Source organism: Paenibacillus sp. YIM B09110 (genome assembly GCF_037167145.1).
Lineage (GTDB): Bacteria > Bacillota > Bacilli > Paenibacillales > Paenibacillaceae > Pristimantibacillus.
The window spans coordinates 73,967-95,390 of the sequence record NZ_JBANSP010000014.1 but is presented as its reverse complement, the minus strand read 5'-3'; the positions used below and the strand labels follow the sequence as shown (position 1 = coordinate 95,390).

Here is a 21,424-nt window from a genome sequence, read left to right as displayed (position 1 = left end):
ATTTTGTAAGTTTACCATGGAATCGAAAACCGCTGAAGCTTGCTTCTCCAATTCAATGCACCCGTCAATACGAGCGTAACGAAATAGAGGAGCAAGGAGCACAGGATGGAAGCAATGACGCTCCATACCATCGGCAGGCCTTGGTTGATAAGATAATCGTAGGTCCAGTGCCCGCCTACCGCCATCAGCAGCATGCAGATTCCAACCTTGATATAAGGACGAATGTTCAAATATAGTCCGATCGAGCCTGAGATTGAAAAGAAGTTTAACAGTGTTTGCATGATAATTCCGATGCCGATGCCGTATGCGACGCCGGTAATGCCGAATTGGCTGCCGAACACGAAGATCGAGACAGCCTTGAATATCGTTGCCGCTACGTAGTTCCACAGCGTAGCTTTTGCGCGGCCGAGCCCGAGCAGGATGGCATGCAGCGGTGCGTCGAAATAATGCAAGAAAAAGATCGGCGCCATTATTTTGAGCAGCAAGCCTGCTTCCGGTGCGTTGTAGACAAGCGTCGTAAGCGGAGTTGCCCACTCGAACAGAATGACCGTGGCCGGCGCGCCGATGAGTAGTCCCAAGTTAAGCGCCTGATTCATCCTTTCATGCATCAGCAGACTGTTCTTGTTCGCGGCTGCCTCGCCAATCGCAGGGATGAGAGCGGTGGACAGAGACTGCGTGATAAAGCTAGGCATGAACAGCAGTGGAAACACATAGCCGGCCAGCAGGCCGAATTGCTTCGTGGCCAACACCGTGCCGATGCCGGCCAGCGCCAGGCTGGAAGTAATTAGGAGCGGTTGAAAAGTGCTGTATAACGATTGTATTACGCCATGTCCGGTCGTTGGCAGACCGATCTGAAGCAGCTCTCCAAGCGTGCTTCTTCCTTGCTTCACGTTGCCCGCCCATGTTTCGCCCTGCACCTTCGATTCTCCGTACAGCTTGTAGCTTGCCACTAGAAATAAGAGGCTGATCGCTTCGCTGACGACGGATGCAGCCATTGCGCCCGCAGCTGCATACGCAATGCCGAAAGGCAGCAATAGGTGTACCAATGCAAGGACGCAAGCGATCTGCACCGTATGTTCAAGTACGTCAGAGGCGGCGATAGTCTTCATCTGCTGCATGCCGCGGAAGTATCCTTTCAACACCGCGGAGATGGCGATAATCGGCGCGATCGGCGTAATCGCGAGCATCGCATAATAGGCTCGTTGATCGCTCAGCAAGATGGATGCGATCCATTCGGATCCTAATAGTGAAATGGTCGTAAGCGCTATGCTTAAGACGCTGGTGACAGCTAGCGAGACGTGAAGGATACGTCTCACTTTCCCTCGTTCTCCACGAGCGTGGGCCTCTGCGACCAGCTTTGAGATGGCCACTGGCAATCCAAGCTCCGTAATCGTAATGACGAGCGGCAGGAGAGGAGCCGCCATCATCAAGAGGCCGATTCCCTCCGCGCCCAGTACGCGAGCAACATACATGCCGCTGATAAATCCGAGAATGCGGTTAATGAAAGCAGCGACAGATAACACTAGCGTGCCTCTCATGAACGATTGCCCGTGTTGCGCCATAGCTTGTTTCCTCCTGTTCATCGAATACTTAAATATGTATTCAACATTTGGAAAAGCATGCGAACGAGCTTGTGTTAGGCATTTATGAAGCTATTAAATTAAAATGGATTAGAGTAGAATCGAAGTATTGATGAGAAAGATGCGCGGGGGGCTTTGCTTTGAAAATCATGCAATTATTCAATGTGAAAAAAAGCATACAAAGTAAAGTGTTTGTTGCTTTCATATTCGCTTTGATGATACCGACCTTAATTATAAGCATAAGTTCTTATTATATATCCGTAAATGTGCTTCGGAATAAAGTAAGCTCCTCCTACAAAGAAACCGCCATGTACATCGGAAATAGCATTGAAAAAGATCTGTTTCAATTAGAGCAGCTAGGCGATCATCTATTCACGAATTCCAAAAACTACAGCTATTTGGTTAACCATTACAACAGCACCAACGAGTCGTTTCCGGACTTTACTCGGATGAATCAAAGCGTCGAAAGTTATTTTAACTATGTGAAAATATCTTCCTATGTTTCTAGCATCACGATATTGGGAACGAACGGCAAATTATATTTATATGGCAGCGATACGCTCCAGCTTGGGGCGGAAGAAATAAAGCAAGCGGAATGGTACGACCAAACGATTAAATTGAATGGCAAAATCAATTGGATCGGGGTTCAGGAGCTGCGTACGGTTACGGATTCGCCAAGAACGGTTACCTCGTTTTCGCGAGTGATCAAAGATGCCGATTACAAAAAAACGATTGGCATTGCTTATGTAGCGGTTAATAATGATGTATTTGCCCACTCTTTGAAAAATGCGAGCGTTCAATCGAATAATCAACTATTTCTGGTGGACAACAACGGCAATATCGTTGTTCATCCCGATGCCGAGCAAGTAAATAAACCGTTTGCGGACGTGAATAAATTAGACGGGAGCACAAGCGGAAGCTACATTTCTACGGAAAACGACCGCCAATATCTTGTCGCATATCAATACATGAGCCGTTATGGCTGGTGGGTTGTCGAGAAAATTCCATATAGTGAATTGATCAAGGATAACAAGCAAATTATTAATGCCACGTTATTCGCGTTTTTCATTTCGTTAATTTTATTCACCTTTATTTTCTTTTTTGTGTCTTCGGCCATCGTCAAACCGTTAAAAGGTCTTACGAAAGCTATGAAAAAAGCGAAAAACGGTAATTTCGAAATAAGGTCAACGTACACGGGGGAAGATGAAATCGGCATCTTAAGTCATAATTTCAACTATATGCTTGATAGAATCGGCATCCTGTTCGATACCGTCATGGAAGAACAAAAAATGAAACGAGATGCCGAATATGAAGCGCTTCAAGCCCAAATCAATCCTCATTTTTTATATAATACGTTAAATACGATTCGATGGATGGCCATTATTAAAAAAGAGGACAGCATTAAAGCCGTCGTTGATTCGCTGGGACGACTCCTGAAGAACACGACTAGCAAAATGGAGCCCTATATATTGGTGAAGGAAGAGTTAAGCAATTTGAAGGATTATGTATTTATTCAAATGCTAAGGTATAAAGATAAGTTCGATATTATTTACGATATCAAGGAAGACTGTCTGGAATGCAGATGCATTAAATTCATTTTGCAGCCAATTGTCGAAAATGCTATCTTTCACGGTATCGAACCCAAGGAAGGCAGAGGCACGATCTGGATTCATGCCGAAATTTCGGAGCATCAGCTCGTTTTTACAGTAAAAGATGACGGTGTAGGCATTTCGCCGCAGAAATTTAATGATTTGTTAAATGGGGATCGAAAAAAGTTTAACGGCATCGGCGTGAAAAATATCGACGACCGGATTAAATTGGAGTATGGGCAACAGTACGGCATTCAAATCGAAAGCGTGGAACATGAGTTTACGATATATAAAGTCGTCATGCCGGCCATATTTGAAGAGGTTGGCCACGATGAAAGTTGAAAGGGGTATTGATTTGTACAAGGTACTCATTGTGGACGACGAAGTGCTGGCAAGAGTCGGCATCAAATCATTTGTTCAGTGGAATGAAGCGGGCTTCGAAGTCGTAGGGGAGGCTGAAAATGGAGAAAAGGCGCTGGCCTTGATTCATAAATTGCAGCCTGATATCGTCATCACAGATATTCACATGCCCGTCATGAATGGAATCGAACTGATCAAAGCAGCGAAGGCTGAAAATCTATCGGTCAAATTCGTTGTCTTAAGCGCTTATAATGATTTCGAATACGTGAAAGAGGCGATGAAGTTGGGAGCCTCTGATTACATTTTGAAGCTTGAAATGGAATCCGATACGCTAACCGAGCTGTTAAATCATTTAAAGGAAAAAATCATGCTGGAAAACGCACTTCAATCGGAGAAAGAAAAGTTCTCCATGCGTTCTAAGGAAAATATATCTGCCATCAAAGAAAAGCTGTTCAAAGAAATGGTATTCGGGCATAAATACAGCAATGCGGAGTTCAAGGAACAATTGGAAAGACTTCACATCGAATTGCCGCAGCATCATTTGGGCTGCATGATCCTGCATCCGGATAATAAGGGCCGCTTCGACAAAAAGGATATCAAAGATGTGTATCTATTAGATTTTGCCATTATGAACATTATCAATGAAATTTTGATCGACTATCAGTATGGCGTCGTATTTTGTTCCCAACCCGAGGAATACGTCATTATTTTTTCGGCAGGAGAGGGACAAGGCAACAACCAGAGCTTTAAGATTTCAGACATGGATCGAATAATAAGGAGATTTCTGAAGGAATATTTGAACATTAGCGTTTCTATCGGCATTAGCAATGTATATCAGAAATATTCGAATTTGCAGTCGACGTATCAAGAAGCGCTGTATGCGGTTAACCAAAGTTTCAACTATCCGCCGGGCAGTACAATTGAATATAGGAACTGCATTCCTAATCCAGGGACGGAGGATATCTCGATTAAATTAGACTTGAAGGAGCTGGAAAAGCAGCTGGAAGCAACCGATCTTACGGGAATCGAAACCATATTCCTCAAGATTACGAACTATTTGCATGGCGCAGCCGCTCAAATCACACGGGAATATTTGAAAGCGACATGCGCGGCATTGCTTCTCATTATTACTTCCTATCTCGATGGACACAGCATTGGGAAAAGGGAAAGCTGGAACCTGGATCCTTACAAGCAGTTGGAAGAACTAAAAACGCATGCCGATTATATAGCTTGGATTGAACATTTAAAAGCTCTCCTTCTGGAAGCATTAGAGCAGACCGAGCAGCCAAAACGGATGATCGGTAAAGCGATGCAGTTCGTCAATCAATATTACATGGAGAACATTTCATTGGAGACTACCGCTGAACATATCCATATTTCCGCGAATTATTTAAGTGCGATGTTTAAGAAGGAAGCGGGCATAAATTTTATCGATTACGTGACGAATGTTCGGATCGAAGCGGCCAAAAAGCTCATTAAAGCTCAAAAGTATAAAATATACGAAGTGTCGCAGCTGGTAGGCTACGAGAATGAACATTACTTTAGCCGGGTGTTCAAAAAAGTGACAGGCATGTCGCCGATTAAGTTTAGGGGATAAATCATAAAAAAGTTCACTTTTTCATTAAAAAGTGAACTTTTTATATTTTATGAGTTGCTTAGGATCCGATGCAAACACTAACCATGATAAGAAAGGATAAGATCTTGTGAGTAATTGCATTAATAATGGAATTTGATTGATTTATACTGATGTAGCAATAGTAATCAAACATATGTCTAGGGGGTTTTTATAAAAATGAAAAGATCGTTGAAAAAAACGCTAACGTTAACCATGGCGGGCATTATGACTGTAAGTATGGTCTCCGCTTGCGGCAGCAAGTCGCCTTCCGAAACAAATACGAACGCTACCCCAGAGGAGAAGGCAGCAAATCTCACGATGTTTTTGGATTCTGGAAAGGCTAAGAGCAGCTTCTTCATAGACATTATCAAAGAATACAATGCGCTTGGCGGGGATCAGGTTGAGATCAACGTACTGCCTGGAGATGGTGTAGCAGCCGTTCAGAAGATGGATATTTTGATGGCATCCGGTGATTCGACAGACATCGTTCTGCTTGATAATCCGCTAATTCAGAAGAAATATGCGAGTGTAGGGTATCTTGCCCCGTTGGATGAGTTGGCTGCTAACACGGATGTTAATTTGGACGAACTTTATGGCCAGTTTCTCGTGAAAGAGAAGGATGATAAATCGTATTTTTTAAGAACGGATGTCGGCCAATGGTATGTGTTTTACAACAAGAAAATATTCGATGATGCTCAGGTTGCTTATCCTGCGGGAAAATGGACATGGAGTCAATACATTGAAACAGCAAAGAAATTAACGAATCCAGATAAAGAAATTTACGGATCTCTTATGCTGGACTATGACAACTATCTGTATTTCACGGCAAGGCAGAAGGATGTAACGCCATATAAGAATGACGGAACGTCCAATTATGACGATCCCGCTTATAAAGAGGCATTGCAATTCTTTTCGGATTTAGGCAACGTACACAAAATACAGCCAAGCTGGTCGGAGTTCAAAACGCAGAAGGTAGCTTGGGACGCCTTCATGACGGGTAAATACGGTATGCATCTCATTGGCGGTTGGTATATGGGGCTGCTAACGGATAAAAAAACGTATCCGATCGATTGGAAATGGGGCATCACGCAAGTACCAGTGCCGGATAGCGGCGATGGAGATCGTACACTGGCTGCTGGCGGCGCGTTCGGAGTAAACAGCAATTCCAAAAACAAAGAAGCGGCATTCAAATTCGTGAACTATCTGGCACAGAACCTTTATAAGAAAAGCAACAGCATTCCTCAGCTTCAAAACATTACCGATGCCGAGAAGACCGAGCTGCTTCAAGGCATAGCGGACTCCTCCGGCGGAAGCGTTACGGTTGATGAGCTGCGCAAAGTCATCTTTGATAGCGGCTTGGGCATTGCGGACGAAAAGATCTCGGGACCGGGAGCGACTATCATCAATCAGACCATTCTTCAAGAAGGCGAGCTTTACATGGTCGGACAGAAGTCTTTGGAAGATGCCGTCTCGGCTATTAAGAAAAGATCGGACGAAGCCATTAAGGATGAAGAGTAATCAAGCCGCAACATAAGTTAGAGTAATCAAGCGCGAATAGGATAGGACTCTTAACAGGGAGTCTTATCTTATTCGTACTAATAGTGAGGAATGAACATGAAAAATAATAAGTTATCTCTGAGAAGGTCTGAGGGACTATCCGCTTTTGTTTTTTTGTCGCCATTTTTGATTGGCTTTGTTTTGTTTAATCTTATTCCCATACTATTTTCCGTTGCATTAAGTTTTGTTGATTACAACAAAATCGGCCCATTGCAGATGGATTTCGCAGGGTTGAAAAATTATGCAAAAATCTTCTCGGATGAACAAGCTTTGAACGGCTATATGAAAAGCTTAACTTTCACGGCCATTTACGTTCCAGCGATGATCATACTATCCATGCTATTGGCCGTATTCATCAACAAAGCCTTTCATCTGAGAACGTTAACCAGAACGATGATCTTTATGCCGTATGTATCGAATATTACCGCGGTTGCGATGGTTTGGTCGTTATTGCTTGATCCTGGCAAGGGGCCAGTTAACCAACTGTTAAAGCTTATAGGGATTTCTGAGCCGCCTCTTTGGTTCGGGGGAATTGACACTTCATTATTATCCGTTGTTATTGTGAACGTATGGATTAGTTTGGCTTTCCAAACGATTGTGTTTTTGGCAGCGCTACAAGGAGTGCCTAAGGATCTTTATGAATCATCGTCTATCGATGGTGCTGGAAGGTGGAGAAGTTTTATAAGTATCACTGTTCCCTCCATATCTCCGATCACCTTTTTCTTGATTGTGACCACGATGATTGGATCTTTCCAGAACTACTCGATCGTTAAATTACTTACGAACGGAGGACCGGGCACATCTTCAAGAGTGGTAGCTATGAACATTTATGAAGAGGCGTTCAACTTCCATAGATACAGCTATGCTTCTGCGCAAGCGATGCTGCTGTTTGCCTGTATTCTCGTTATTACAATAATTCAATGGATGTGGCAAAAAAAATGGGTACAAAATTGATTTCAAAGCATAGGTTCGAAAAATACGAAAAAGCATTTTTTTCGATTATCATGCTTATCGTCGGACTGCTCATGATCATTCCCTTTATCATTATGATTTCGGCTTCGCTTAAGAACCAAGCGATGGTATTTGATAATCCGCTGACGAGCATTATTCCCGATCAAATCATATGGGACAATTATTTGAATGTTTTTCGCGATGAATATTATTTCGGTTGGTATTTTAATAGCTTTAGAGTCGTTGCTTTGACGATTTTACTAAGAGGTATATTAGTCACGATGGCGGCTTATGCTTTTGCGAAAATCGAGTTTAAGTTCAAAAATCTGATATTCATGATTTTTATATCCACGATGATGATTACTCCGGATACGACTATCGTATCTCGTTTCCTATTCTATAATACCATTCACTTGTCCAATTCGTTTTGGGCCTTGGTCATCCCGGCAGCATTCGACGTCTATTTCATTTTCATGCTGAGACAGTTCATGCAGAGCATTCCTAAGGAATTATCCGAGGCGGCAATTGTTGACGGATGCGGACATTTCAGAATCTACTACAGGATTATATTGCCGCTCATGAAGCCGCCTCTCGTGACAATGATCCTGTTCACGTTCATTTGGTTATGGAATGATTATGCGAACCCGTATGTGTTTATCAGCGATATCAAAAGCCAGACGTTAACCGTTGGTTTGACGACTTTCCAGGGGCTTGGGGGAGCAAACGTCGCTCTTCAAATGGCCGGAGCTACTTTGGCCATTCTTCCGAGTATATTCATTTTCACTATTTTCCAACGCTACTTTGTAGAAGGTATTGCTTCAAGCGGAATAAAGGGTTAGTCGCCCCAGGGGCTGAACAGATGATTCTGTTCAGCTTTTTTTTACATTAGTCATGGCTTATAAAACTGTTGGATGAAGGAGGAGGGCGGCTCGCCGAATGTTTTCTTGAACACTCTTGTGAAGTAGAACGGGTTCTGATACCCAAGCTGTTCACTGATTTCCGTAATCGTTCGCGAGCTTGTGCGAAGCAGTTCGACGGCCTTGTTCATTTTGAGCCGCGTATGCGTCTCTACAATGCTTTGGCCTGTCGTCTTGCGGAACGTTGCCGAGATGTGGCTGTAATTCATGTTCAAGTGCTTCCCAATTTCGCTGGCGTTGAAGGGCTCTTCCAAGTGAGCCGACAAATAGTTCAATACGCGATCTGCCAGTTCGGCCGCGGTCCCGCGTTTACTGGAGGATATGGCGTTCATCGAAGCTAGATCTAGAAGAAACCGGTAGGCGCTAATGCTGATCCGGGTCAGACGATAGCTGTCGCGCTGCTCGGATTCTTTAACAATCGCGGATAACCGCTCCTCCGTTCCTGGAGGTGCCAGCCCGTGCTTGGGGAGATAGATCCGGTGTTCGTAATGTTCGGGAGCGTAATAATCCGGTTCGGGAAGCGGAGCCTGATCTTTGTAATCGAGATGCCGATCATCAGCAGGATAGAAGTGAATCCAATACCAAGTCGTTCCGGCAGTCGTCTCCGGTCGCCCCCAATGATGCAACCCCTTCTCCAAAAACATAAATTCGCGTTCGCCCACGATGTAGGACACGCCATCCTCAATTAATTGCATGCTGCCTTTCGATACATAGAGAAAGACATGATAATCCAAAACCCTGTCTGGGTGGGTATAGGTCTGGTTGGTGACATTCCAGCCCATGTCCCGTACGAGCGGAAACCGGTCCGCTGTGATATGGAGCGAAGACTTCATGAAAGATGCCTCCTGAATGGTTAATGATAAAACACAAAAAAGTATAGGGATAACAAATTATTGTGCATGTTATTAGAATTAATCAGCAATTAGAATAAATAATAACACAAATATAATGAAGGTGGTAATAAGTGTGGAGAGCCGATTAAATGAGCTGCCATTGGGTAAGATCAAGCTTAGCGAAGGACCTATCAAGTCTAGATTTGAATTAAATAAAACCTATCTAATGAGCCTGACTAATGATAATTTGCTCCGTAATTTCTATTTGGAGGCTGGGCTTTGGAGCTACAGCGGGAACGGCGGGACCACAAGCGCGACGACGAACAAAATGGACGGTCCTGATCATTGGCACTGGGGCTGGGAGTCGCCTACCTGCGAGCTGCGCGGTCATATTATGGGGCACTGGCTATCGGCGGCGGCGAAAATTTACGCGCAAACGCAAGACTCGATTATTAAGGGGAAAGCCGACTATATCGTTAGTGAGCTTGCGCGTTGCCAAGAGGCGAACGGAGGCGAATGGCTGGCTGCTTTTCCGCAAACGTATATGCATCGGATTGCCAAAGGCAAATTCGTCTGGGCGCCGCACTATACGATCCATAAATTGCTCATGGGCCTTTACGATATGTATACGGCAGCCGGCAATGCGCAGTCTTTAAGGATCATGTCCGGAATCGCGGAATGGTTCTACCGATGGACCGGTCAATTTTCTGAAGAACAGATGGATGAGCTGCTTGATCTGGAAACAGGCGGCATGCTCGAGGTATGGGCGGATTTGTACGGAGAGACACGCGATGAGAAACATCTGGCGCTTATTCGGCGATATGATCGGAGACGTTTTTTTGATGCGCTTCTTGCAGGTGAGGATTGTCTGACGAACAAACATGCCAATACGCAAATTCCCGAGATATTGGGTGCCGCAAGAGTATGGGAAGTAACGGGTGAGGAGCGTTACCGTAACGTCGTGGAGGCGTTCTGGCGCTGCGCGGTAACCGAAAGGGGGCACGTTGCAACGGGTGCGGGCGATAACGGGGAGTTGTGGATGCCCAAGATGGATATGGCCGCACGACTTGGAGTCGGGCAGGAACATTGCTGCAATTACAATATGATGAGACTTGCTCATCTACTGCTGCGCTGGACAGGCGACGCTTCTTACGGGGATTACTGGGAACGTCGGTTTATCAATGGCGTTCTTGCTCATCAGCACGGTGGTACCGGGATGATCTCCTATTTTCTTGGTATGGGTCCTGGCAGCCAAAAAACATGGGGATCCGCGACACAGCATTTCTGGTGCTGTCATGGAACCTTGCTGCAGGCTAACGCATCGTATGAACCGCAAATATTCATGGGGGACAAGGATGGCATATCCATCTGCCAGTGGATTCCTTCCGAGCTTCATCATCGCCAAGCTGATTCTAAATTGACCATTCGGATCGAGCAGGATGGACAATACGGAATTTATCCTTTAAACAACTGGTCCGTAAGCGGGATGACAGCCATTACCAAAGTCGATATGCCGCCGATTCCGGTGCATCGTCCTGACCATTTCGTCTATAACGTCAAGATCAGTCTCGACAGCCCATCAACCTTTGATCTGAATCTTCGTCTTCCGTGGTGGATAAGCGGTATGCCGAGAATCAGTATTAACGGTGAAGGGCAACTGGATGTCCCTATGAAACCGTCTTCCTTCGTTCAAGTGAGAAGAGAATGGAAGGATGGCGACCTTGTAAAGGTTGAGCTTCCGAAGATGTTGAAAACCGAGCCGCTGCCAGGTAATTCGGGGATGTTCGCCTTCATGGATGGCCCGATCGTGCTTGCTGGTTTAACGGATGAGGAACGAATTTTGGTTGGAGAGCCATCGCAGCCGGAAGAGCTGCTCCAGCCGGATCGTGAACGAAATCACACTTGGTGGAACCCAGGGTATTACCGGACGAAGGGGATCGATCGCGGATTCCGATTCATCCCCTTATATGAGGTAAAGGACGAGATGTATGCCGTTTACTTCTCTCATAAAAGTGCAGGAGAGAGGACGGAGTAAAAACGCGTCGTAAAAAACAACGGCAGCTGGTCATACGACTCGCTGCCTGTTCGTTATGTTATCAGGCGACGACGTTTAAGTCCCTTTGTGCGCATCGAATGTCGGGCGGGGGAGATGCTTCCGTATTTATAGAACGATATCAGCGATAGAGTTTGCAATCTTAATTCGGTTTGGCATGTTGTTTTTCGTGTAGGCTAATGCTCCTTCGCCGCCCATATAGAAAGAAATGGCGGGCAGACTTTCAGCAAACCGGTCAAGCTTATCGAGCAGCTCGGGATCATGCTCGAACGGAATCGTCGTTGAGGCAGAGAGCAATACGATTTTCGGTTGAAGCCTCGTTACGAGCGCTTCAATGGAGCCGGGGGCAGGAGAAGCGCCAATCTGGAAAGACTTCCAGCCCTTGAGCAGAAATTGCAGCAGTAGATAATGGACAGGAATTTCATGCTGCTCCATGGGGAGGCAAGCGCCAACCACTAACGGAGCGTTTTCCGTATATTGAAAGTTGCGCCGAATTTGTACGAGCATGTCCCGTACAACAAGGCTCGATACGGATTCTTGATATTCATCCCATTCCCCGGCTTCCCACTTGTTCCCCACCTCCTGCAGAAAAGGTGAAACAACCTCCGTTAAAAAAGCGCTTAGTCCATAGAAGTGATACGCCTGCTTCAATATAATGGCTAGCTCCAATTCATTGCAGGCAATTCCGCGCTCCAGCAAAGAGATGACAAAGTTGTTTAGCTGCGGCTCTTTCTCAATCGGTGAGTACGCAAGTTCTTCAGCGTCACTATCATCCTCGTATTCCTTCGTGTTATCTGCAGCTAACGATAGGGCCTCCTTAATCGAAAAGCCTTTCTTCTGAAGCGCCTTGATCGTTAACAGCGTATTGACATGCTCCTCGTTATATATTCGATATCCATTAGGCATCCGGAGAGGCTGGATGAGCTGGTATCGTTCTTCCCACTTGCGGATCAACTGGGCCGATAGTCCAGTCACATTAGCAACCTGCTTGATGTAATATTGCTTGCCTTGCTTCATGGATACTCATCCTTTTAATGATGTCAAATCGTTTTGTACAACGTTACCAGTATAACATCATACAGAACTTTTTAGAATCGTGAATTTGTATAACGTTTTTGAATAAACGTTATACAAAAGGATTGACAAATATGTCTTCCGTACAGATAATTAACCTTATAGTATAATTAATGATCGCTTCCCAATGACTGGAGGATTTATGGATATCAAAAAGAAAGTAATCGTGATCGGAGCAGGTGTAGCGGGGTTGGCGAGTGCGATTCGTATGCAGCATGCAGGCTACGAAGTTGAACTGTTTGAGAAAGAATCCATTCCAGGCGGGAAGATGCATCGGTTTGAGAAAGACGGCTATCAATTCGATATGGGACCTAGCTTAGTCATGATGCCCGAGTTATATCGAGAAGTATTCGAGCTTGCGGGGCGCAACCCCGACGATTACATTCCGATGGAGAAGCTAGACCCTATTTATTCTGTCTTTTTCGGAGGCGGCGAACACGATAAACATGAAATATCGACTGATCTGGTAAAGCTGCTGGATACCTTGGAAGGGATTAGCGATAAGGATGCGCAAGGATTTCTTCAATATCTCCAAGTCATTTATAAAAGGTTTCTCGTAGCCAAAAATCATTTTCTTCAACGACCGTTTCGGAAGTGGTCGGACTTCTACAATCCGTATATGCTTTGGCAAGGATTGAAGCTAAGAACATTCGACACGGCTGATCGGTTTATTGGCAAATATATAAAGCATGAGCGGCTGAAGCAGATGCTCAGCTTCCAAACGCTATATATCGGTATTTCTCCTTACAACGGCCCATCTTTATATTCCATCATCCCGATGATTGAGATGCTCTACGGTGTTTGGTTCATTAAAGGCGGCATGCATACGATGGCCCGGTCGATGGAGCGTTTATTTGTAGAGTTGGGAGGCAAATTGCACTACAACGTTAACGTACAGGAGATTGTAGTCCGAGACGGAGCGGCAGTCGGAGTGAAGGCGGATAACCGGGAATGGGCTGCTGATTACGTGTTATGCAACGCCGATTTCCCTCATGCGATGAAGCATCTCGTTCAGGATAAGAAAGCGAAGGGCAAATATACGGATAAGAAAATAGACAGTCTTGACTATTCCTGTTCATGCTTTGTAATGTATCTCGGCATGAACCGCAAATATGATTCAATCAAAACGGTGCACAACTTTTTCTTCAAGGAAAAATTAGAAAAAAATATCGGCGATATATTTGAAGGCAGCCGTTTGGAGGATCCCTCCTTCTACGTATACATAGCCTCAAAGCTGGATGCCTCGATGGCGCCGGAAGGAAAAGACGGCTTATACATTCTTGTTCCCGTTTCCGACCTGTCAACGGCCAAGTACGAGTGGAATGAGGAAACGATTCACGATTACCGGAACCGCGTGCTGGAATCGCTGGAGCAGATTCCGGGATTTGAACGGGCTCGCGAGGATATCGTGTCCGAGACGTACATGACTCCGCTCGATTTTCAGCAGAAATATAATGCCTATAACGGTGCTTGCTTCGGTTTAAGACCGACGTTAACCCAAAGCAATCATTTGCGTCCGCAAAGCAAGTCGGGAAGTTGCCGCAATCTTTATTTCGCGGGAAGCTCGACCCATCCTGGTGCAGGTGTTCCTATCGTATTGTTATCAGCCAAAATCGCTGCGGAAGAATTGATGCTGGATGATCGGGGGATGAAAGCCAATGAAGCTGTCTCTTTCTCTGCAAGCCTATAAGCCGAATAGGCTGGAGATGGATTACCGTTATTGCGAGGACATTATTAAACAAAACTCGCGAAGTTTCTACTATGCTTTCTTGCAGCTACCGAAGGAGAAAGCGAATGCGGTATTTGCGCTTTACGCTTTTTGCAGATTGGCCGATGATGCCGTTGACCGGGAAGGCAACCGGGACGAACGTCTTGAAGCGCTTAATGCTTTGGAGCATGAGCTGATGCTGTTCGATGAAGGCAGAGAGGTCGATCATCCCATATGGAGAGCGCTGCGGGATGTGTTTAACCGTTACGATATGAGTGTCGAGCCCTTCTATGAACAGCTTAAGGGACAAAGAATGGACATTTCCTTCGCCGCCCCGAGAACGATGGGCGAGTTGGAGAAGTACAGCTATTATGTTGCGGGTACAGTCGGGCTTATGCTGCTGCCGATCGTTGCCTCCCAATCGAGACGCAATCTCCGCCAGGCGGCTATTCAATTAGGTACAGCCATGCAGATAACGAATATATTGCGCGATGTGGGTGAGGACGCTGCTAGAAACAGGATCTATCTTCCCTCCTCCTTTATGGATGCCGAAGCGTACGGAGAGTCTGATATTAGGCATGCGGTGATTAATGAAAGCTTCATTCGAATTTGGGAGAAGCTCGCCCTTCGCGCGGAAGAGCTGTACGACGGCTTTAAGTCGGATATCCATGAGTTTGATACAGACAGCCGATTCCAAGTGCTGCTGTCAGCGCAAATATACAAAGGTATTCTAAATGCGGTCCGGAATAAGGGGTACGATTGTTTTTCGACTAGAAATGCGGTATCCAAGCCGGAGATGAGAAACATCTACAATCAGACGAAACATCTCTTACAGCACGGATCAAGTATGGATAGTTATACTAACGCGAAAGTGAAGTGGAACGGTGGCGAATAAATCGGTTGCGGTTATCGGAGGAGGTCTTGGAGGACTTTCGGCGGCGATCTCATTGGCTCAGAGCGGGTATGAGGTAAGTCTTTTTGAGAAAAACGATCATTTAGGCGGAAAATTGAATCGGCTGGAGCAGGATGGATTCGGGTTTGATCTTGGGCCGTCTATTCTGACCATGCCGCATATTTTCGAGAAGCTGTTCACGTCCAGCAATCGCGAAATGGCTGATTATATTACCATCAGGCAGGTTGAGCATGAATGGCGCTCCTTCTTCCCCGATGGATCAGTCATCGACCTCTATGGCGATCTGCAGCGGATGGCCGAGAGCAACAGCAGCCTGGACGATAAGTCGATGGAAGAGTATAAGCTTTTTCTGGACTACTCCAGACGTATTTATCATATTACGGAGAAAGGGTATTTCGATAAAGGACTGGATACCTTTACGGACATATACAAGGAACATGGATTGATTGCGTCCATTCGGGATTTCGACTTCTTCTCGACGATGTACGGCGCTATTCAGAAAAGAATCAGCCATCCCAAGCTTCGGGACATGCTGGCCTATTTTATTAAGTATGTGGGCTCCTCGCCGTATGATGCGCCTGCTGTATTGAACATGATGATTTATATGCAGCATATGCAGGGCATTTGGTATGTGCCGGGAGGCATGCATCATATTGCTGCGGGAATGGTTAAGCTGGCAAAGGAAATTGGCGTTAAGCTTCATACCGGGCGAAAAGTTGAGAGACTTGTCGTAGGTGAGGACAAATGCATCGAAGGTTTGATTCTCGCTGACGGATCTTCGGTTCGCGCAGATTATTTCGTATCGAACATGGAGGTGATTCCTGCCTACGAGCAATTGCTCGACGAGGAGCCGGCATTTGTAAGCAAGCTGAAGAAGCGCTTCGAGCCCTCAAGCTCGGGTCTTGTGCTGCACTTGGGCGTTGCTAGGTCCTATCCGCAGCTGGCTCACCATAACTTCTTTTTCTCCGAGCGATTGAAGGAGCAGATGGACAAAGTATTCCATCGTTATGAGCTGCCTGATGATCCGACGATTTATGTCGTGAACGTTAACAAAACAGACAAAACGCAAGCGCCTATCGGTCATGAAAATATAAAAATACTGCCGCATATTCCATACATTCAGGATCGGCCCTTCTCTTCCGAGGACTATTCGAGGCTTCGGGAGCGGGTACTGATTAAGCTGGAAAATATGGGCTTGACTGACCTGCGGAAGCATATCGTTACGGAAGATATGTGGACTCCGCATGACATCGAGGCCGCCTATGGATCGCATCGCGGAGCTATCTACGGAACCGTATCCAATCGCAAAAAAAATTACGGCTTCAAGCATTCCAAGCAAAGCAGCCGTTACGACAATCTGTATTTTGTCGGTGGAACGGTTAATCCAGGAGCGGGCATGCCGATGGTTACGTTAAGCGGACAACAGGTTCGGGACAAGATTGTAAGAAGAGATGCTGCGCAATCAGCTCGCGTATAGCATTCTGATGGGGGATTAAAGTGGCGAATCTCATTTGGAACATTAGTTTTATAGTCATAGCTGCGGGGGTTGTTTGCGGGTTTCTTATGTTATGGAAAATTCCCCGTGCAGCGGAAGGCACTGCGGAGCTGAGAGACTCGCTTAGCATCTCGGTCATTATTCCGGCTCGCAATGAGGAGAGAAGAATTGCGCCTCTTCTGCAATCTTTGCAATACCAGAATTTGAGACCGTATGAAGTAATTGTCATTGATGATGACTCCAGTGATCAAACTGCGGCAGTCGCAATGAGCAATGGCGCACAGGTCATTCGCAATCCGAAGCTCGATACTGATTGGATAGGCAAGTCCTCCGCTTGCTGGGAGGGTGCTAAGGCGGCAAGGGGCGAATGGCTGTTATTTCTTGATGCAGATACGAGGCTAGTGCGAGAGGATAGTTTAAGAAGAATGGCCCTTACCTACTGTATTGCAGCACAAGAAAGCGGGATCCTCTCATTCCAGCCTTATCACACGGTACGGCATGGATATGAGCATTTGTCGGCAGTGTTCAACATCGTTGTTATGACGGGGATGAACGTGTTCTCCTTCCTCGGCGATCGAATAAGAGGAGCAGGCTCGTTCGGGCCTTGCATTCTGACGCGAAGAGATCACTACTTCGAAGCGGGCGGACATGAGGCTGTGAAGGATGCGGTCATGGACGACCTGGCGCTTGGCGAGCGCTATATGCAAGCGGGCTACCCGGTCCAATGCTTTGGCGGGCAGGGATGCATCGATTTTCGAATGTATCCCGAGGGATTGCGCCAGCTGACGGAGGGCTGGACGAAGAGCTTCGGGACGGCGTCCCAATCTACGCATCCTCTTATTATGGCGATGATCATCGGGTGGATCACCGCAGGATTACTGACGACTCCATTACTGGCGGCATGTCTTTTGATTTCGGGTCCCATTATTGCCGTGGCAGTTGCCTATGCTGCATATATGCTTCAGCTGTTCTGGCTTGCTAGACGAACGGGTGATTTTCGCTTCGTATATTTTTTGTTTTATCCGGTGCTGTTAATGTTCTTTTGCGCTTTGCACTTTTGGTCGCTCTACTTGGCAAGGGTGCTCCGAACTGTTCGTTGGCGCGGACGTAATATTAAAGTGTGACGGAGGCGATGCGTATGCGAATGATTGAGCTGTCGATTACAATGACCGTGCTCGTGGATTTTGCGGCGTGGTTCGTCATTCATCTTGCCGTTTCATGGTGCACCTTAAAGCTTCCGCAACGTTTTTTTGCAGTGGACAACTTTCTCTTTCGAATAAGAAATTGGGAAACTTCGGGGAAGCTTTGGCATGATGTTTTCCGAATTAAAGCGTGGAAACATCATATTCCCGACGGTACGCTGTTTTTGAAATACGGCTTTAATAAGAGTCGGCTGAGCGGCAGAGACAAGGCTTCAATGCTTACCTTCATTCGAGAATCTAGGCGTGCTGAATTGACGCATTGGCTGTCGATAGCCCCAGCTGTACTATTCTTTCTATGGAATCCTGCATGGGCAGGCTGGCTGATGGTGCTCTATGCCGTCGTATTTAATTTGCCGATTATTATCGCGCAGCGTTACAATCGCCCTCGCTTTCAGCGTATGGTTGATCGAAAGCGATCATTAGTGTGAATAAAGACGACCAAGTGCATTATGACCTGCGCTTGGTCGTCTTTAATTATGGTTTTATTTCAAGATTTTATGTGATGTTTATCACAGTTGCCCGTACCGTTTGATTGATATAATGCAAACGACGGAAGTTTAGGCAGCAACAGGGAGGCGAACCAATGAAATCAAGCCTGATTACTAAAATTGTGTTAGGCATTTCGATAGTAGCTACAACTACGTATGGAACGAGCGCCTTTTTTATTTTCGTGTTAAAGGATTATTTGGCTCCGAACATGGAGTCGTGGATTTTTATGCTGCTAACCTTCGCATTAGGCGTGTTTTGGACAGGGCTACTCGGATGGCTGACGGCAAGGTGGCTGGTGAAGCCGCTTAACGACCTGCACCGGGCAGCGGGATTAGCGGCAGGAGGGGACTTGAAGGCTGGCGTTGCCATTCCGAAATCCAAGGACGAGCTGAAGCAGCTTGCGACTTCGTTCAACCAGATGATTGCCAGCCTGCGCGGGATTGTTGTCGATATCGACGCGCATTCGAAAGCGACAGGCACGGAAGTGGAGCAGCTGCGAATGGCGGCTGAGCAAGCGGCTATGCTGCTGACAGCCATATCGGAACAGGTGGACGAAATATCGGGCAATACCGATACTCAGGCGCACCTGTCGCGAACGATGTACGCGTCCATCGGAGAGATAGCCGGCATTTCCGCCGATGCGGCGGCATATACGGTGGAGGCTCAGCAGGATGCTGAGCGGATGGAGAACTCGATGGCCAGCAGCAACGATGCTATCGATTCGTTATCGGCCGCGATGCAGCGACTTGCCGAAGAAGGCAATGAAACGTTCGGCATCGTCAATAAGCTAGAAAAGCATGCGGAGCAAATTCAAGGTATTATCCGCGTCGTGGAGGACATTTCGGACCGGACCCATCTGCTGGCGCTGAACGCTTCAATAGAAGCGGCCCATGCCGGCGAACATGGTCAAGGGTTTCAGGTGGTAGCGGTGGAAATAAGGAAGCTGGCCAACCATAGCTCGATGGAGGTCAAGCATATCGGCGGATTAATTGAAGCGATACAGACCGACCTGACGGTAGCCGTCGGCCGAATGGAGACGCAAGCGCAGCTCATCCATAATGAATCGTCCAAAACAACCGAAACGATCAGTCATTTGCATTTGATTGCGCAATCGGTGAACCGTACGGTTGAAGCCATCCATAAAATTGCCGCTTTAATGCAAATCCAGTCTGTAAAAATGGCTGCTATGCTGGAGGGGGCGCAGCAGGTTGCCGATGTGGCGGAGGAAAACGCGGACAAGCTCAGCACGATAGCGTCTTCCGTACAAGAGCAAAACGCGATGGTCCAGGAGGTGGCAGCAGCCTCCAACGAGCTGCAGAATATGACTCTCGCTTTACAAAGCGGGATTGGAAAGTTTCGTTTCAAGTAAATGAAATATAGTAGGACGTGGAAAAGTCTCCTGATTGAATCAGGAGACTTTTTCGCCGTTATAGGAATAATAGAGTTCCGAATAAAGAGAGCAATTAAGCGTTTACTTTGGCGAGTATACATCACATTTTCGCGGCATTACATACTTCTCTTCGCCAAGCAACTTCTCTAGTATGATAATAATAGGTCAGGTGTCTACTTTCAGTGGGGAGCGGGGGGAGCGAACGGTGAAAATATTGGTTGTGGACGATGAGCCGCGCGTAAGCGCCGGGATCAAACAGTTTTTGCTCGATTCCGATCACGCTGACGACGCTGCCCAAAGCGGTCGAGCTTTACCACCTTGCAAACGAGGTGACAGCGCCCATGTACATGCTAACCCGAGACACACAGGTCAGGCCCTCAAGCTAACCATGCCTCTTGGTCGGAATGGAGCACGAGGAGCATCCGTATTTTCCAGACTTGTCACGACCGGAGCTTATCGTTCGAGAAGCAGGCGGGAGTGTGCTGCTCGACGAGTAACACCCTGAGCTCAATTTTTGAAACCCTTGTGCATCAAGGGTTTTTCTGTTTTTAAAAAGCTGTATTTTGCCGGCAACCTCACCCTGCGGGTTCGCTGTGAATTGGAGCGGAGGACAAATGTGTCATTTCTAAAAAGTCAGCAAAGCGATAACGGAAAGTCAGTAAACCGTTAGAGACGATTTCAGCAATGCTTTATGATGAATACAGTTGGAACAGAAAGAAGGAACGAGGGGATTTATTTGACAGAAGCGACAGTCACCATTAAAAAGCCGGCAAAGTCCAAAACGAAGGGATTCAAAAAGTTTATTCCGCTTACGCTGATGGCGATCCCGGGCTTGCTATATCTCTTGCTTAATAATTACCTGCCTATGTTCGGAATTGTTATTGCTTTCAAGGATATCAATTTCTCGAAAGGGATATTGGGAAGCGATTGGTCGGGACTCAAAAATTTCGAATACTTGTTTAAGACTTCGGATGCTTACATCATTACGAGGAATACGATTTTGTACAATGTGGTGTTTATCATTCTAGGGATGCTGCTAGCTATCGGAGTCGCGATCCTGTTGAACGAAATCAAAAATCGGTTCATGTCCAGGCTGTATCAGAGCATTATATTGCTGCCATTTCTCGTATCTATGGTCATTGTCAGTTATTTGGCTTATGCGGGACTGAGCTTGGAAACCGGATTCTTCAACAAGACGCTGCTTCCGCTTCTGGGGCTGGAGGAAATCAATTGGTATCAGGAATCCAAGTATTGGCCGTACATTCTGACAATGGTCCATATTTGGAAAGGCATCGGCTTCAACAGCATTATTTTCTTCGCTGCCATCATTGGCATCGATGAAGAATATTATGAAGCGGCGAGATTGGACGGGGCCGGCAAATGGAAACAAATTCGGCATATTACCCTGCCATCGCTGACGCCAACGATTACCATGCTGACATTGCTTAGCATCGGAAGAATCTTCTACTCCGACTTCGGCCTGTTCTACCAGGTGACGATGAACTCAGGCGCCCTCTACTCGACGACTAACGTAATCGATACGTATGTGTATCGGGGATTGATGGGACTCGGAGATATCGGAATGTCCGCGGCGGCCGGTCTGTATCAATCGATCGTGGGTTTTGTGCTCGTGATTGCTTCCAATTATTTAGTACGCAAAATCAACAAAGACAACGCGTTGTTCTAACAAAGTGAGGT

The 21,424-nt window shown here is 46.4% G+C and carries 16 protein-coding genes; 13 read left to right on the top strand and 3 right to left on the bottom strand.

What is annotated here, in order from left to right; translation table 11 throughout:
- Nucleotides 1-11: 11 nt before the first annotated feature.
- Complete coding sequence (spoVB, locus tag V8F51_RS19955) at nucleotides 12-1,562, bottom strand: stage V sporulation protein B (protein ID WP_337102168.1); 1,551 nt, start codon at nucleotides 1,560-1,562, stop codon at nucleotides 12-14.
- Between the two features lie 167 nt (nucleotides 1,563-1,729).
- Here spoVB and V8F51_RS19950 point away from each other — a divergent pair, with 167 nt between their 5' ends.
- The 5 genes from V8F51_RS19950 (at nucleotide 1,730) to V8F51_RS19930 (ending at nucleotide 8,491) form a co-directional block, all read left to right on the top strand.
- Nucleotides 1,730-3,511, top strand: coding sequence for a sensor histidine kinase (locus V8F51_RS19950; protein ID WP_337102231.1), 1,782 nt, complete (start codon nucleotides 1,730-1,732; stop codon nucleotides 3,509-3,511).
- The gene (locus V8F51_RS19945) at nucleotides 3,501-5,126 is read left to right on the top strand and encodes a response regulator (RefSeq protein WP_337102167.1); all 1,626 of its coding nucleotides are present in this window, start codon (nucleotides 3,501-3,503) and stop codon (nucleotides 5,124-5,126) included. The genes V8F51_RS19950 and V8F51_RS19945 overlap by 11 nt, the downstream gene beginning before the upstream one ends.
- A 195-nt stretch (nucleotides 5,127-5,321) precedes the next feature.
- A complete protein-coding gene (locus V8F51_RS19940; RefSeq protein WP_337102165.1) occupies nucleotides 5,322-6,662 on the top strand; it encodes an ABC transporter substrate-binding protein in 1,341 nt (446 codons plus the stop codon).
- A gap of 96 nt (nucleotides 6,663-6,758) precedes the next feature.
- Complete coding sequence (locus tag V8F51_RS19935) at nucleotides 6,759-7,655, top strand: carbohydrate ABC transporter permease (protein ID WP_337102164.1); 897 nt, start codon at nucleotides 6,759-6,761, stop codon at nucleotides 7,653-7,655.
- 50 nt (nucleotides 7,656-7,705) lie between these two features.
- On the top strand, nucleotides 7,706-8,491 hold the full coding sequence (locus V8F51_RS19930) for a carbohydrate ABC transporter permease (protein ID WP_337102163.1): 786 nt from the start codon (nucleotides 7,706-7,708) through the stop codon (nucleotides 8,489-8,491).
- A gap of 50 nt (nucleotides 8,492-8,541) precedes the next feature.
- Here the strand turns inward: V8F51_RS19930 and V8F51_RS19925 are convergent, their stop codons facing one another.
- On the bottom strand, nucleotides 8,542-9,402 hold the full coding sequence (locus V8F51_RS19925) for an AraC family transcriptional regulator (protein WP_337102162.1): 861 nt from the start codon (nucleotides 9,400-9,402) through the stop codon (nucleotides 8,542-8,544).
- Nucleotides 9,403-9,535: 133 nt separating this feature from the next.
- Here V8F51_RS19925 and V8F51_RS19920 point away from each other — a divergent pair, with 133 nt between their 5' ends.
- The gene (locus V8F51_RS19920; protein WP_337102161.1) at nucleotides 9,536-11,437 is read left to right on the top strand and encodes a beta-L-arabinofuranosidase domain-containing protein; all 1,902 of its coding nucleotides are present in this window, start codon (nucleotides 9,536-9,538) and stop codon (nucleotides 11,435-11,437) included.
- A gap of 126 nt (nucleotides 11,438-11,563) precedes the next feature.
- Here V8F51_RS19920 and V8F51_RS19915 read toward each other — a convergent pair whose 3' ends face one another.
- Nucleotides 11,564-12,472, bottom strand: coding sequence for a MerR family transcriptional regulator (locus tag V8F51_RS19915; RefSeq protein WP_337102160.1), 909 nt, complete (start codon nucleotides 12,470-12,472; stop codon nucleotides 11,564-11,566).
- Nucleotides 12,473-12,671: 199 nt separating this feature from the next.
- Here V8F51_RS19915 and V8F51_RS19910 point away from each other — a divergent pair, with 199 nt between their 5' ends.
- From V8F51_RS19910 to V8F51_RS19880, 7 genes are all read left to right on the top strand, one after another.
- On the top strand, nucleotides 12,672-14,219 hold the full coding sequence (locus tag V8F51_RS19910) for a phytoene desaturase family protein (protein ID WP_337102159.1): 1,548 nt from the start codon (nucleotides 12,672-12,674) through the stop codon (nucleotides 14,217-14,219).
- The gene (locus tag V8F51_RS19905) at nucleotides 14,188-15,132 is read left to right on the top strand and encodes a phytoene/squalene synthase family protein (RefSeq protein WP_337102158.1); all 945 of its coding nucleotides are present in this window, start codon (nucleotides 14,188-14,190) and stop codon (nucleotides 15,130-15,132) included. Before V8F51_RS19910 ends, V8F51_RS19905 begins: the two co-directional genes overlap by 32 nt.
- Nucleotides 15,122-16,627, top strand: a complete 1,506-nt coding sequence (locus V8F51_RS19900; protein ID WP_337102157.1) for a phytoene desaturase family protein — start codon at nucleotides 15,122-15,124, stop codon at nucleotides 16,625-16,627. Before V8F51_RS19905 ends, V8F51_RS19900 begins: the two co-directional genes overlap by 11 nt.
- Before the next feature lie 86 nt (nucleotides 16,628-16,713).
- Nucleotides 16,714-17,769, top strand: coding sequence for a glycosyltransferase (locus V8F51_RS19895; protein WP_337102156.1), 1,056 nt, complete (start codon nucleotides 16,714-16,716; stop codon nucleotides 17,767-17,769).
- 14 nt (nucleotides 17,770-17,783) lie between these two features.
- Nucleotides 17,784-18,275 carry a glycosyl-4,4'-diaponeurosporenoate acyltransferase gene (locus V8F51_RS19890; RefSeq protein ID WP_337102155.1) on the top strand — a complete coding sequence of 164 codons (492 nt, stop codon included), beginning with the start codon at nucleotides 17,784-17,786 and terminating at the stop codon, nucleotides 18,273-18,275.
- Between the two features lie 155 nt (nucleotides 18,276-18,430).
- A complete protein-coding gene (locus V8F51_RS19885; protein ID WP_337102154.1) occupies nucleotides 18,431-19,705 on the top strand; it encodes a methyl-accepting chemotaxis protein in 1,275 nt (424 codons plus the stop codon).
- A gap of 838 nt (nucleotides 19,706-20,543) precedes the next feature.
- Nucleotides 20,544-21,413 carry an ABC transporter permease gene (locus V8F51_RS19880; RefSeq protein ID WP_337102230.1) on the top strand — a complete coding sequence of 290 codons (870 nt, stop codon included), beginning with the start codon at nucleotides 20,544-20,546 and terminating at the stop codon, nucleotides 21,411-21,413.
- Nucleotides 21,414-21,424 lie beyond the last annotated feature (11 nt).

What these genes read in the sequence shown, in the direction of transcription:
- V8F51_RS19935 (WP_337102164.1), top strand. Translation starts at nt 6,759, where the DNA reads ATGAAAAATAATAAGTTATCTCTGAGAAGGTCTGAGGGACTATCCGCT.
- V8F51_RS19945 (WP_337102167.1), top strand. Translation starts at nt 3,501, where the DNA reads ATGAAAGTTGAAAGGGGTATTGATTTGTACAAGGTACTCATTGTGGAC.
- V8F51_RS19915 (WP_337102160.1), bottom strand. Translation starts at nt 12,472, where the DNA reads ATGAAGCAAGGCAAGCAATATTACATCAAGCAGGTTGCTAATGTGACT.
- V8F51_RS19885 (WP_337102154.1), top strand. Translation starts at nt 18,431, where the DNA reads ATGAAATCAAGCCTGATTACTAAAATTGTGTTAGGCATTTCGATAGTA.
- V8F51_RS19895 (WP_337102156.1), top strand. Translation starts at nt 16,714, where the DNA reads ATGTTATGGAAAATTCCCCGTGCAGCGGAAGGCACTGCGGAGCTGAGA.
- V8F51_RS19950 (WP_337102231.1), top strand. Translation starts at nt 1,730, where the DNA reads ATGCAATTATTCAATGTGAAAAAAAGCATACAAAGTAAAGTGTTTGTT.
- V8F51_RS19910 (WP_337102159.1), top strand. Translation starts at nt 12,672, where the DNA reads ATGGATATCAAAAAGAAAGTAATCGTGATCGGAGCAGGTGTAGCGGGG.
- V8F51_RS19880 (WP_337102230.1), top strand. Translation starts at nt 20,544, where the DNA reads ATGGCGATCCCGGGCTTGCTATATCTCTTGCTTAATAATTACCTGCCT.
- V8F51_RS19940 (WP_337102165.1), top strand. Translation starts at nt 5,322, where the DNA reads ATGAAAAGATCGTTGAAAAAAACGCTAACGTTAACCATGGCGGGCATT.
- V8F51_RS19925 (WP_337102162.1), bottom strand. Translation starts at nt 9,402, where the DNA reads ATGAAGTCTTCGCTCCATATCACAGCGGACCGGTTTCCGCTCGTACGG.
- V8F51_RS19930 (WP_337102163.1), top strand. Translation starts at nt 7,706, where the DNA reads ATGCTTATCGTCGGACTGCTCATGATCATTCCCTTTATCATTATGATT.
- V8F51_RS19905 (WP_337102158.1), top strand. Translation starts at nt 14,188, where the DNA reads ATGAAGCTGTCTCTTTCTCTGCAAGCCTATAAGCCGAATAGGCTGGAG.
- V8F51_RS19890 (WP_337102155.1), top strand. Translation starts at nt 17,784, where the DNA reads ATGCGAATGATTGAGCTGTCGATTACAATGACCGTGCTCGTGGATTTT.
- spoVB (WP_337102168.1), bottom strand. Translation starts at nt 1,562, where the DNA reads ATGGCGCAACACGGGCAATCGTTCATGAGAGGCACGCTAGTGTTATCT.